Source organism: Mycobacterium sp. 663a-19, from assembly GCF_035616495.1.
Classification (GTDB): Bacteria; Actinomycetota; Actinomycetes; order Mycobacteriales; family Mycobacteriaceae; genus Mycobacterium.
Genome location: NZ_JAPJAV010000013.1, coordinates 40,335 through 52,752 on the forward strand (window position 1 = coordinate 40,335; position 12,418 = coordinate 52,752).

At 69.0% G+C, this 12,418-nt stretch carries 13 protein-coding genes and 1 pseudogene; 9 read left to right on the forward strand and 5 right to left on the reverse strand.

All coding sequences use genetic code 11. The features are described from left to right. The first annotated feature begins 13 nt into the window (after positions 1-13). The gene (locus OQ968_RS20955) at positions 14-505 is read left to right on the forward strand and encodes a nitroreductase/quinone reductase family protein (protein ID WP_324681192.1); all 492 of its coding nucleotides are present in this window, start codon (positions 14-16) and stop codon (positions 503-505) included. Between the two features lie 27 nt (positions 506-532). Here OQ968_RS20955 and OQ968_RS20960 read toward each other — a convergent pair whose 3' ends face one another. Both OQ968_RS20960 and OQ968_RS20965 read right to left on the reverse strand, forming a co-directional pair. Then, positions 533-1,093 (reverse strand): helix-turn-helix domain-containing protein, encoded by a 561-nt coding sequence (locus OQ968_RS20960; protein ID WP_324681193.1) that lies wholly within the window; start codon positions 1,091-1,093, stop codon positions 533-535. Continuing rightward, complete coding sequence (locus tag OQ968_RS20965) at positions 1,077-1,523, reverse strand: SRPBCC family protein (protein WP_324681194.1); 447 nt, start codon at positions 1,521-1,523, stop codon at positions 1,077-1,079. Before OQ968_RS20965 ends, OQ968_RS20960 begins: the two co-directional genes overlap by 17 nt. Before the next feature lie 143 nt (positions 1,524-1,666). Between OQ968_RS20965 and nrdF the strand changes: the two genes are divergently transcribed. After that, positions 1,667-2,641, forward strand: coding sequence for a class 1b ribonucleoside-diphosphate reductase subunit beta (nrdF, locus tag OQ968_RS20970; protein WP_324681195.1), 975 nt, complete (start codon positions 1,667-1,669; stop codon positions 2,639-2,641). Positions 2,642-2,645: 4 nt separating this feature from the next. Here nrdF and OQ968_RS20975 read toward each other — a convergent pair whose 3' ends face one another. Then, entirely contained in the window at positions 2,646-3,068 is a 423-nt protein-coding gene (locus tag OQ968_RS20975) for a hypothetical protein (RefSeq protein WP_324681308.1), read from the reverse strand. Here OQ968_RS20975 and OQ968_RS20980 point away from each other — a divergent pair. Continuing rightward, positions 3,026-3,511 carry a DUF3349 domain-containing protein gene (locus tag OQ968_RS20980; protein ID WP_324681196.1) on the forward strand — a complete coding sequence of 162 codons (486 nt, stop codon included), beginning with the start codon at positions 3,026-3,028 and terminating at the stop codon, positions 3,509-3,511. The two genes, OQ968_RS20975 and OQ968_RS20980, sit on opposite strands and share 43 nt — an antisense overlap. Here OQ968_RS20980 and OQ968_RS20985 read toward each other — a convergent pair. Together OQ968_RS20985 and OQ968_RS20990 are read right to left on the reverse strand one after the other, a co-directional pair. Beyond that, positions 3,500-4,540 (reverse strand): NAD(P)-dependent alcohol dehydrogenase, encoded by a 1,041-nt coding sequence (locus tag OQ968_RS20985; protein WP_324681197.1) that lies wholly within the window; start codon positions 4,538-4,540, stop codon positions 3,500-3,502. The genes OQ968_RS20980 and OQ968_RS20985 overlap by 12 nt on opposite strands. A 250-nt stretch (positions 4,541-4,790) precedes the next feature. Next, positions 4,791-5,837, reverse strand: a complete 1,047-nt coding sequence (locus tag OQ968_RS20990) for an iron-siderophore ABC transporter substrate-binding protein (RefSeq protein WP_324681298.1) — start codon at positions 5,835-5,837, stop codon at positions 4,791-4,793. A 184-nt stretch (positions 5,838-6,021) separates the two neighbouring features. Between OQ968_RS20990 and ctaD the strand changes: the two genes are divergently transcribed. The 6 genes and pseudogenes from ctaD (at position 6,022) to OQ968_RS21020 (ending at position 12,415) form a co-directional block, all read left to right on the forward strand. Next, on the forward strand, positions 6,022-7,767 hold the full coding sequence (gene ctaD, locus OQ968_RS20995) for a cytochrome c oxidase subunit I (RefSeq protein WP_324681198.1): 1,746 nt from the start codon (positions 6,022-6,024) through the stop codon (positions 7,765-7,767). Between the two features lie 25 nt (positions 7,768-7,792). After that, positions 7,793-9,028 (forward strand): phosphoserine phosphatase SerB, encoded by a 1,236-nt coding sequence (gene serB, locus OQ968_RS21000; protein ID WP_324681200.1) that lies wholly within the window; start codon positions 7,793-7,795, stop codon positions 9,026-9,028. Positions 9,029-9,089: 61 nt separating this feature from the next. Continuing rightward, complete coding sequence (locus OQ968_RS21005; protein WP_324681201.1) at positions 9,090-9,935, forward strand: ABC transporter ATP-binding protein; 846 nt, start codon at positions 9,090-9,092, stop codon at positions 9,933-9,935. Next, positions 9,932-10,750, forward strand: a complete 819-nt coding sequence (locus tag OQ968_RS21010; protein ID WP_324681202.1) for an NUDIX hydrolase — start codon at positions 9,932-9,934, stop codon at positions 10,748-10,750. Before OQ968_RS21005 ends, OQ968_RS21010 begins: the two co-directional genes overlap by 4 nt. Beyond that, positions 10,747-11,418, forward strand: a pseudogene (locus tag OQ968_RS21015) (enoyl-CoA hydratase); the annotation flags it as partial. The gene OQ968_RS21010 and the pseudogene OQ968_RS21015, both read left to right, overlap by 4 nt. 22 nt (positions 11,419-11,440) lie before the next feature. Beyond that, entirely contained in the window at positions 11,441-12,415 is a 975-nt protein-coding gene (locus OQ968_RS21020) for a class I SAM-dependent methyltransferase (RefSeq protein ID WP_324681203.1), read from the forward strand. The last annotated feature ends 3 nt before the right edge of the window (positions 12,416-12,418 follow it).

The following is a 12,418-nucleotide window of genomic DNA, read 5'->3' on the forward strand; positions in this document are numbered from 1 at the left end:
ATATGCTCCGGCCATGGGCCTCTACCACCGCATACTTACGTGGTTTATCCGCACCCGAGCCGGTGTCTGGATGGTACTGCATGTGGTCAATCCGATCGATAAACGATTGATGCGGTGGTCGAACGGCTCGCTGAATATGACCGTCGGCACTGGCTATGCGGATAGCTCGATGCTGCTGCGTTGCACTGGCGCCCAGAGCGGGAAGACCCGTGACGTTCCGGTGTTCGCGTTTGACCATGACGGCGGTTGGGTTTTGATCGCGTCGCAGGGCGGCCTGGAAAGCAACCCGGCCTGGTACCACAATCTAAAAGCACACCCACGGTGCGCTCTGCTTGTTCCGCACCGTGGCGAGGTTTCGTGCGTAGCTCACGAGGCCGAAGGCGAGGAGCGCGAACGGGCCTGGAACGCAGCCAACACCGGGTATTCCGGGTACGCGGCGTATCAGCAACGGACTGAGCGGCCCTTTCCGGTAATGGTTTTGCGCCCCGAGAACAATTCCTCCTAAAGCCAGTTCTTCGGGGTGGGCAAGGGCTCACGCCCCAAGCGTCAAGCGGTGCCCGCGTAGCAGGCCGGCGAACACGCTCGCGGCCGCGTCCACGCCGGCTTCGTCGTCGGTGGCGACGAGATCCAGCAGCAGGCCGCGGATGACGGCGAGTCCAAGCCTCGCCGCGGCGAGATCGATTGGGCCGTCGGCGGCGTGCTCGGCTTCGGCGAGCCAGTCGTCGACCGCGCCGGGCACCATGCGGGCGAACGGCTTCTCGCCCTGGGCGGCGCGTGCGTAGCACTCGTAGAAGAGGCGTTCCAGGTTCCGCAGCTCCGGCCGGCGAACGTCGGCCCACATGGCGGCGAAGCTGTCGGCCGGATCGGCGGGCAGATCGGGCAGCAGGCCCATCTGCCGGCGCTCCACCTCCGCGACGATCGCCAGGAGCAGGTCCTCCCGAGAACCGAAGTGGTGCAACAGCATTCGGTGGCTGGTGCCCACCGCGGCGGCCACGTCGCGCAGGGACCGGTCGCCGATGCCGTTCGCGGCGAACTCCTCGATCAGGGCGTCGAGCAGCTGGCGGCGCCGTGACGAGTCAGGAGTGCGCGCCATCGGCGCGGCTGAGCCGCTCGGACCGGCCCTTGAGGCCCTGCGCCTCCAGCTCGAGGAAGCACTTGGTCTTCCTGGTCATCAGCCGCCCCACGAGCGCGCCGATCGGGCCGCGCTGGTCGATTTGCTGGCGCACCCGGGTGCCGCCGCCCGGCCGGGCCTCGACGTAGTGGCGCGCCGTCACCACCGCGGCGGGGGCGCGCTGCACCCACGTCCAGGACGAGCCCGGGTCGACCTCGGTGACCTTCCAGACCAGCTTCGGCATGCCGGGCTGCTTGATCGCGAACCGCCTGCCGACCGCGAGGGCGGGCCCGTCGAGCCCGGCCAGGGAGGTGACCGAGGCGGTCCAGTCGGGCCAGTGCTCGACGTCGCTGAACACGTCCCACACCAGCTGCGGTGGGGCGTCGATCTCGATGGAATCTTCGGTAAACATGTACCAAATGGTACATCAGCTGCGTGGTTTTGCCTACGACACGACGAACACAAGTTGTTGTGTTGCGGCGCCTTGTCGTACCCCAGGGGTAGTGTTTGAAGCCTGGGTACCGCAGGCAAACCGTCCGGTGAAGTGGGGTTCTGGTGAGCGACAAAATCAAGCTGATTGACCGCGTCTCCGCGATCAACTGGAACCGGCTGCAAGACGAAAAAGACGCCGAGGTGTGGGATCGGCTGACCGGTAATTTCTGGCTGCCCGAGAAGGTGCCGGTGTCCAACGACATCCCGTCCTGGGGCACGCTGACGGCCCACGAAAAGCAGATGACCATGCGGGTGTTCACCGGCCTGACGCTGCTGGACACCATCCAGGGCACGGTCGGGGCGGTCAGCCTGATTCCCGACGCGCTGACCCCGCACGAGGAGGCCGTCTACACCAACATCGCGTTCATGGAGTCGGTGCACGCGCGCAGCTACAGCAACATCTTCTCGACGCTGTGCTCGACGGCCGAGATCGACGACGCGTTTCGCTGGTCGGAGGAGAACCCCAACCTGCAGCGCAAGGCCGAGATCGTCATGCAGTACTACAAGGGCGACGAGCCGCTCAAGCGCAAGGTGGCCTCCACGCTGCTGGAAAGCTTCCTGTTCTACTCCGGGTTTTATCTGCCGATGTACTGGTCGAGCCGGGCCAAGCTGACCAACACCGCGGACATGATCCGGCTGATCATCCGCGACGAGGCGGTGCACGGCTACTACATCGGCTACAAGTTCCAGCGTGGCCTGGCGCTGGCCGACGAGGTCAAGCGCGCCGAAATCAAGGACTACACCTACGAATTGCTCTTCGAGCTCTACGACAACGAGGTGGAATACACCCAGGATCTCTACGACGAGGTCGGGCTGACCGAGGACGTCAAGAAGTTCTTGCGCTACAACGCCAACAAGGCGTTGATGAACCTCGGCTACGAGGCGCTGTTCCCCCGCGACGAGACCGACGTGAACCCGGCGATCCTGTCCGCGCTGTCACCCAACGCCGACGAGAACCACGACTTCTTCTCCGGCTCGGGTTCGTCGTACGTGATCGGAAAGGCCGTCGTCACCGAGGACGAGGACTGGGACTTCTAAGGTCTCAGTGCTCGTGCTCGGCGCGGTCGAGATGCTGTGCCCGCGTGGGCGAGTAGAACCTCGGCGTCATTGTCGCCATCACCGGTAGGCGCAGCGTGACCCCGTCGCCGATCGGCACGCGGAGCTTGAAGTACACGATCTGCATGTCGAGGCCCACCTGGAGACGCATCTCCCGCAGGGACTCGGTTTGCACGCGCAGGCCTATCTCCCTCAACCGGGCGGCCAGGCCGCGTTCCAGGGCCCGGACCGGCTTCAGGTCGGCCGGATTCTGAACGTTTATGGTCGCGATTGGCGTTGGCTTCTTCGCAATCGGTCTAGCCATGGCTCGACTGTACTCGTCACCGGCGGCGGAGACCGGCGTGCTGATCGGATCGTGAACGCGGCATGAATTGTCGGGATGCGGCGGCGCCCCGGTGGCGCCGGCCACCGCGAACCCGTGACACTGATGCGGTGACCACACTCAATCACCACCATTTCCTGCGGTCGGTAATCCGTTGGCTGCAGGCCGGCTACCCCGATGGCGTGCCCGGGCCCGATCGGGTGCCGCTGCTGGCTCTGCTGCGCAGCACGCCGCTGTCCGCCGAGCAGGTCGAAGAGGTGGTGAGCAACCTGACCGCCAAGGGTTCGCCCGCGGTGGCCGACGGCGTGATCGACGGCAACGAGATCGCCGAGACGATCTCGGGGCTGACCCACCGCGACCCCGGCCCCGAGAACGTCCGGCGGGTGGCCGCCACCCTGGCCGCCGCCGGTTGGCCGCTGGCCGGCATCGACGTCAGCGAGGTGATTCCCGGCGACGAGGACGGCGAGGCCGCCGAGGAGATCGCGAGCGGGCGCGGGGTGGCCGAGGGCGCCCCCGCCTCACAACCGTGAGATGTCGATGACGAAGCGGTAGCGCACGTCGCTGGCCAGCACGCGCTCGTAGGCCTCGTTGATGTAGGCCGGCTCGATGAGCTCGATCTCGGGTGTCACGCCGTGCTCGGCGCAGAAATCCAGCATCTCCTGCGTCTCGGCGATGCCGCCGATCAGCGAACCGGACAGGCTGCGCCGCCAGCCCGCCAGCGGGAACGCCGGCACCTCCATCGCGTGCTCGGGGATACCCAGCTCGACCATGGTCCCATCGACGTCGAGCAGCTTCAGGTACTGGCCGAGGTCCAGGTTCGCCGACACGGTGTTGATGATCAGGTCGAAGTTGTCGCGCAGCACCGTGAAGGTGTTGGGGTCAGAGGTCGCGTAGTAATGGCTGGCGCCCAGGCGCAGCCCGTCCTCCATCTTCTTCAGCGACTGCGACAGCACCGACACCTCGGCGCCCATCGCCGTACCCAGCTTGACGCCCATGTGCCCGAGCCCGCCCAGGCCGATGATCGCCAGCCGGGTGGTCTTGCCCGCTTTCCAGTGCCGCAGCGGGGAGTAGAGCGTCACGCCCGCGCAGAGCAGCGGCGCGGCCTTGTCCAGCGGCAGCGCGTCGGGGATGCGCAGCACGTAGTTCTCGTCGACGACGATCGCGGTGCTGTACCCGCCCTGGGTCGGCTGACCGTCCTTGCCGACGCCGTTGTACGTGGGCGTCGACCCGCGCTTGCAGTACTGCTCCAGGCCGGCCAGACAGCTGCTGCACTCGCGGCACGAGTCGACGAAACAGCCGACGCCGACGCGGTCACCCACCTTGTGCCTGGTGACCTCGGAACCGACCGCGGACACCACGCCCGCGATCTCGTGGCCCGGAACCAGCGGGTAAGTGGGCTCGCCCCACTCGGCCTTGACGGTGTGGATGTCCGAGTGGCAAATGCCGGCGAACTTGATGTCGATCGCCACGTCGTGCGGGCCAGGGTCGCGCCGGGTGATGGTGGTCTTGGTCAGCGGTTCGGTCGCCGACGTCGCGGCATAGGCCGTAACAGTGCTCATGTATATCCCTCTTCGAAGTCGTCCTGAAAAAGTTTAGCTAAGGTAACGGTTTTCGAACAACCCGGGCGGGTGTGATGTGCCTTTCAACGGTGTCGCGGTGTTGAGTGTGCACTCACGGCTTTCGGTGTGTACGTACGGCGGGATTCCGGCCGGATCGACGCCCAGGTTTCACACGCGAAGCCCAGGATTCACACTCAACGCCCTGGCCCGACGCCGGGGCCAACGCCGGGGCCCGCGGCCGGGCGGGCGCTCAGTTGATCGGGGCGTTGACCATGCGGAGGTCGTCGACGATGCCCCGGGCCGCGAGCACACCCTCACCGGTCTGCCATACCTCGTCGTTGACGACGTAAACGCGGTTGTCGCGGTTGGCGGACAGCCGGCGCCACGGGTCGCTGTCGAGGACGGTTCCGGCGCGGTCCGCGGCGGCGGGTGTGGCGCATGACACGTAGACGACGTCGGCGTCGGCAGCGGAGAAATCCGGAGCCTTCGCGAGATCGGCGTCGGTGGCGCCGATCTCGATGTAGGGCTTGTCGGTGAACCGCTGGGCGGCGGGCCGGTCCACCCCGACCGCGGCGAGCACGCTGGCCGGGAAATTGGCGGACCCGTAGACCCGGACGCTGGTGGTGGTCAGCTGGACGATCGACGCCTGGAAGTGGGCCGCGTCGTGGCTGCCGCCGATCTGCGTGGCCCGCTGGGTGAACCCGTTGATCAGCCCGTCCGCGGCGACGCCGCGCGCCGTGGCGGCGCCGACGCCGCGCACGTTGTCCTGCCAGGCGGCGCCGGGTGCCGCGGTGAACACCGTCGGGGCGATCGCCGCCAGCTGCGGGTACAGCTTCGGCGTCAACCCCTGCGACCCCAGGATCAGGTCCGGGTGGGCCGCGGCGATGCCCTTCAGGTCGGGGTTGCTGCGCGTCCCGACGCCGGGCAGGCCGTGCACCGCGTTGCCCAGGTAGGACGGCTGGCCCGGGGAGCCGTCCGGCAAGGCGGCGGCGACGAGGCGGGATTGCAGGCCGAGCGCGCACAGGGTGTCGAGCTGATCGCCGGAGAGCACCACGATGCGCTGCGCCTCGGCGGGCACCGTGACGACGTCCGGGGTGACCCCGGCCGCGTTGTGGGCCTCCCGGGTCGGCGGCCCCGGGTCGGCGGGGGCCGGGTCCCGCGCGCACGACTCGTCGGGCCGGCGGTCGTTTCCCAGCACCCCGGCCCCGGCGATCTGGGTGGTGGGCGTGACCAGCGATCGCGTCGACGCCTTGCGGCCCGATCCGGACCCGCAGGCGCCGCACGCCACCACCAGCATCGCCGCCGCGGCGGCGGCCAGGATCGCTCGCGTCGGCCCCGATTGCACGCGTCCGACGCTAACATTCGGCGAGTTCGGAGCCGATTACGACAGTTTGTAGGACCAGGCCTCCCACCGACCTGATCGGCGGCTAAGATTCCAACCATTGGTCCTGGGCCCCGGTCCGAGATGTTTGGAGGAGCTGTTGACAGCTGAAGCGCCCCCGTTGGGAGAACTCGAGGCCGTCCGCCCGTACCCGGCCAGAACGGGTCCCAAAGGGAACCTCATCTACAAACTGATCACCACCACCGATCACAAGCTGATCGGCATCATGTACTGCGTCGCCTGCTTCATCTTCTTCTTCATCGGCGGGCTGCTGGCGCTGTTGATGCGGACCGAGCTGGCCGCGCCGGGCCTGCAATTCCTGTCGAACGAGCAGTTCAACCAGCTGTTCACCATGCACGGCACGATCATGCTGCTGTTCTATGCGACCCCGATCGTGTTCGGCTTCGCCAACCTGGTGCTGCCGCTGCAGATCGGCGCGCCCGACGTCGCGTTCCCGCGGCTGAACGCGTTCTCGTTCTGGCTGTTCGTGTTCGGCGCCACCATCGCCATGGCGGGCTTCGTGGTCCCGGGCGGGGCGGCCGACTTCGGCTGGACCGCGTACACGCCGCTGAGCGACGCCGTCCACTCGCCCGGCGCGGGCGGCGACCTGTGGATCATGGGCCTGGCGGTCGCCGGCCTGGGCACCATCCTGGGCGGGGTCAACATGATCACCACGGTGGTCTGCATGCGCGCGCCCGGGATGACGATGTTCCGGATGCCGATCTTCACCTGGAACATCCTGGTGACGTCGATCCTGGTGCTGATCGTCTTCCCGCTGCTGACCGCCGCGCTGTTCGGACTGGCCGCCGACCGGCACCTGGGGGCGCACGTCTACGACGCGGCCAACGGCGGAGTCCTGTTGTGGCAGCACCTGTTCTGGTTCTTCGGCCACCCCGAGGTGTACATCATCGCGCTGCCGTTCTTCGGCATCATCACCGAGGTCGTGCCGGTGTTCTCGCGCAAGCCGATCTTCGGTTACACCACGCTGGTGTACGCGACGCTGTCGATCGCCGCGCTGTCGGTCGCGGTGTGGGCGCACCACATGTTCGCCACCGGAGCCGTTCTGCTGCCGTTCTTTTCGTTCATGACGTATCTGATCGCGGTGCCGACCGGGATCAAGTTCTTCAACTGGATCGGCACGATGTGGAAGGGCCAGTTGACGTTCGAGACGCCGATGCTGTTCTCGGTGGGCTTCATGGTGACGTTCCTGCTGGGCGGCCTGACCGGTGTGCTGCTGGCCAGCCCGCCGCTGGACTTCCACGTGACCGACACCTATTTCGTCGTCGCGCACTTCCACTACGTGCTGTTCGGCACCATCGTGTTCTCCACGTTCGCGGGCATCTACTTCTGGTTCCCCAAGATGACCGGCCGGCTGCTCGACGAGCGGCTGGGCAAGCTGCACTTCTGGCTGACGTTCATCGGTTTCCACACCACGTTCCTGGTGCAGCACTGGCTGGGTGATCAGGGCATGCCGCGCCGGTACGCCGACTACCTGCCCACCGACGGCTTCCAGGGCCTCAACGTCGTCTCGACGATCGGGGCGTTCATCCTGGGCGCGTCGATGTTCCCGTTCGTGTGGAACGTCTTCAAGAGCTGGCGCTACGGCGAGGTCGTCACGGTGGACGACCCGTGGGGCTATGGCAACTCGCTGGAGTGGGCGACCAGCTGCCCGCCGCCGCGGCACAACTTCACCGAGCTGCCCCGAATCCGTTCGGAGCGGCCGGCATTCGAGCTGCACTACCCGCACATGGTGGAGCGGCTGCGCGCCGAGGCGCATGTGGGACGCGCCCACGGTCCTTCCGACAAGGACGTCACCCGGATGGACGACGTCAACGTGCGAAGCTGACGGGCTCCATGGGCGGCTGCCGCGAGTGAACTCACCACCCAAGGTGTCGGTGCTGATCACCGTCACCGGCGTGGATCAGCCAGGTGTGACGTCGGCGCTGTTCGAGGTGCTGTCGCGGCACGGGGTCGAGCTCCTCAACGTCGAACAGGTGGTGATCCGCGGCCGGCTGACGCTGGGTGTGCTGCTGTGCTGTGCGCCCGAGGTCGCCGACGGCGCCGTGTTGCGTGACGACGTCGAATCCGCCGTCCGCGCAAAGGGTCTCGACGTCAGCATCGAACGCAGCGACGACGTGCCGATCATCCGGGAACCGTCGACCCACACCATTTTCGTTCTGGGCCGCCCGATCACGGCCCGGGCGTTCGGCGCGGTGGCCCGCGAGGTGGCGGAGCTGGGCGTCAACATCGACCTCATCCGCGGCGTCTCCGACTACCCCGTGACGGGTCTGGAGCTGCGCGTGTCGGTGCCACCGGGAGCCGACGCGCCGTTGCGCAACGCGCTGACGCGGGTCGCCGTCGACGAGCGGGTCGACGTGGCGGTCGAGGACTACAGCCTGGAACGGCGCGCCAAGCGGCTCATCGTCTTCGACGTCGACTCGACGCTGGTGCAGGGCGAGGTCATCGAGATGCTGGCCGCCCGGGCGGGCGCCGAGGGGACGGTCGCCGCGATCACCGAGGCCGCGATGCGCGGCGAGCTGGACTTCGCGCAGTCGCTGCAGCAGCGGGTGGCGACCCTGGCGGGCCTGCCCGCGAGCGTGATCGACGAGGTCGCCGCCCAGCTGGAGCTGATGCCGGGGGCCCGGACCACGCTGCGGACGTTGCGGCGCTTGGGTTTTCACTGCGGCGTGGTCTCCGGGGGATTCCGTCGGATCATCGACCCGCTGGCCGACGAGCTGATGCTGGACTTCGTCGCCGCCAACGAGCTCGAGATCGTCGACGGCACGCTGACCGGACGGGTCGTGGGTCCGATCATCGACCGGGCCGGCAAGGCCAAGGCGCTGCGGGACTTCGCGCAGCAGGCGGGCGTGCCGATGGCGCAGACCGTCGCCGTCGGCGACGGCGCCAACGACATCGACATGCTGGCGGAGGCCGGCCTGGGGGTGGCGTTCAACGCCAAGCCGGCGCTGCGCGAGGTCGCCGACGCGTCGCTGAGCCACCCGTATCTGGACACGGTGCTGTTCCTGCTCGGCGTGACCCGCGGCGAGATCGAGGCCGCCGACGCCGGCGATCTCGGGGTGCGACGTGTGGAGATCCCCTCGGAATAACGGCGAGCGCGGCGAGCAACCCGGCAGCCTCGGCGGCGCCGCGGTACGGCACGATGATCGGGTGCCCGTCGACACCGGTGCTGCCCCAGCCGATCCCGATCTGCTGATCGACCTGCGCGACGTGGCGCTGCGCCGCGCCGGGCGCACCCTGGTCGGGCCGCTGGACTGGGCGGTCGAACTCGACGAACGCTGGGTGATCATCGGCCCCAACGGGGCCGGCAAGACGTCGCTGCTGCGCATCGCGGCGGCCGCCGAGCACCCGTCGTCGGGCGTCGCCTTCGTGCTCGGTGAGCGGCTGGGCCGGGTCGACGTTTCGGAACTGCGCGCCCGGATTGGCCTGAGTTCCTCGGCCCTGGCGCAGCGGGTGCCCGACGACGAGGTGGTGCGCGACCTCGTCGTCTCGGCCGGCTACGCGGTGCTGGGCCGCTGGCGGGAGCGCTACGAGGACGTCGACTACCGGCGGGCGATCGACATGCTGGAGAGCCTGGGCGCCGAGCACCTCGCGGACCGCAGCTACGGCACCCTGTCGGAGGGCGAGCGCAAGCGGGTGCAGATCGCGCGCGCCCTGATGACCGACCCGGAGCTGCTGCTGCTCGACGAGCCCGCCGCGGGCCTGGACCTGGGCGGCCGCGAGGAGTTGGTGGCCAGGCTCACCGACCTGGCCGCCGACCCCGACGCACCCGCGCTGGTGCTGGTCACCCACCACGTCGAGGAGGTTCCCCCCGGCTTCAGCCACTGCATGCTGCTGTCGGAGGGCCGGGTGGTCGCCGCCGGGCTGCTGCCCGACGTGCTGACCGCCGAAAACCTGTCGGCCGCGTTCGGCCAGTCGATCGCGCTGGAGGTCGTCGACGGGCGCTACTTCGCCCGGCGCGTTCGCACCCGTGCGGCCCACCGGAGGCCGTTATGACCGCACCGCAAGAGCCGCCGCTGGTTCCGCGGCCGGCCGCGACCGTGATGCTGATCCGCGACACCGCCGCCGACATGGCGGTGTTCCTGATGCGCCGGCACGCGCGGATGGAATTCGCCGCGGGGACGATGGTGTTTCCGGGCGGCGGCGTCGACGACCGCGACCGCAACGCGGACATAGCGTGGGCCGGGCCGCCGCCGCAGTGGTGGGCGCAGCGGTTCGGCATCGAGCCTGACCTGGCCGAGGCGCTGGTCTGCGCGGCCGCCCGGGAGACGTTCGAGGAGTCGGGGGTGCTCTTCGCGGGACCCGCAGGAGACCCGGACGGCATCGTCGGCGATGCCTCGGTGTACCGCGACGCCCGCCGCGAGCTGGCCTCCGGCACCCTGTCCTTCGCCGACTTCCTGCGCCGGGAAAACCTGGAGCTGCGGTCCGACCTGCTGCGGCCGTGGGCCAACTGGGTCACACCGGAGGCCGAGCGCACCCGCCGCTACGACACCTACTTCTTCGTGGCCGCGCTGCCGCGGGGCCAGCGCGCCGACGGCGAGAACACCGAATCCGACCGGGCAGGCTGGACGACGCCGCAGGCCGCCCTCGACGACTTCGCCGCCGGCCGCTGCTTCCTGCTGCCGCCGACCTGGACGCAGCTGGACTCGCTGGCCGGCCGCACGGTGGCCGACGTGCTCGCCGTCGAGCGCCAGATCGTCCCGGTGCAGCCGCACCTCGAAATACACGGCGACAACTGGGTTTTCGAGTTCTTCGACTCCGACCGCTACCACCGGGCCCGCGAGGCCGGCGGGATGGGGTGGAGGCATTGAGCGAGTTCGTCAGCGTCGTGGTCAGCGACGGCTCCCGCGACGCCGGGCTGGCCATGCTGCTGCTGTCCCGGCCGCCCACCAACGCGATGACCCGGCAGGTCTACCGCGAGATCGTGGCCGCCGCCGACGAGCTGGGGCGCCGCGACGACGTCGCCGCCGTCATCCTGTTCGGCGGCCACGAGATCTTCTCCGCGGGCGACGACATGCCCGAGCTGGGGACGCTGACCCCGGCGGAGGCCGACACCGCGGACCGGGTGCGCCGGCGGGCCGTCGACGCCGTGGCGGCCATCCCCAAGCCGACCGTCGCCGCGATCACCGGATACGCGCTGGGCGCCGGCCTCACGCTGGCGCTGGCCGCCGACTGGCGGGTGGCCGGGGACAACGTCAAGTTCGGCGCCACCGAGATCCTGGCCGGCCTGGTCCCCGGCGGCGGCGGAATGGCCCGCCTGACCCGGGTCGCGGGGGCGAGCAGGGCCAAGGACCTGGTGTTCAGCGGCCGGTTCTTCGACGCCGAGGAGGCCCTGGCGCTGGGCCTGATCGACGAGATGGTCGCCCCCGACGACGTCTACGATGCCGCCGCGGCGTGGGCGCGCCGCTTCCTCGACGGTCCGCCGCGCGCGCTGGCCGCCGCCAAGGCCCAAATCAACGCCGTCTTCGAACCGCCACCGAGGGCCGATTAGGCTGCCCTGCATGACCAGGAGTTCGACCGACGCCGTTCCCAACCCTCGCGCCACCGCCGAGCAGGTCGAAGCCGCCCGCCACGACAGCAAGCTCGCCCAGGTGCTCTACCACGACTGGGAAGCCGAGACGTACGACGAGAAATGGTCGATCTCGTATGACCAGCGCTGCATCGACTACGCCCGGGACTGCTTCGACGCCGCCGTGCCCGAGGAGGTCCTGCGCGAGCTGCCCTACGACCGCGCCCTCGAATTGGGTTGCGGGACGGGGTTTTTCCTGCTGAACCTGATCCAGGCCGGCGTTGCCCGCCGCGGGTCGGTCACCGATCTGTCGCCCGGCATGGTCAAGGTCGCCACCCGCAACGGGCAATCGCTCGGGCTGGACATCGACGGCCGGGTGGCCGACGCCGAGCGCATCCCGTACGACGACGACACGTTCGACCTGGTCGTCGGGCACGCCGTGCTGCACCACATTCCCGACGTCGAGCTGTCGCTGCGCGAGGCGATCCGGGTGCTGCGCCCGGGCGGCCGGTTCGTGTTCGCCGGCGAGCCCAGCAACGCCGGCGAAGTCTATGCCCGCACCCTGTCCACGCTGACCTGGCGGGTCGTCACCAACGCCACCAAGCTGCCCGGCCTGACCGGGTGGCGGCGCCCGCAGGCCGAGCTCGACGAGTCCTCGCGCGCCGCGGCGCTGGAGGCGCTCGTCGACCTGCACACCTTCGCGCCCGAAGACCTGGAGCGGATGGCCGCCAGCGCCGGCGCGGTCGACGTCGCGACCGCCACCGTCGAGTTCACCGCCGCGATGCTGGGCTGGCCGCTGCGCACCTTCGAGTGCGCGGTGCCGCCGGGGAAGCTGGGCTGGGGCTGGGCGAAATTCGCGTTCACCAGCTGGAAGACCCTGAGCTGGGTGGACGCCAACGTGATGCGGCGCGTGGTGCCGAAGGGCTGGTTCTACAACGTGATGATCACCGGGGTCAAACCGTCCTGAGGT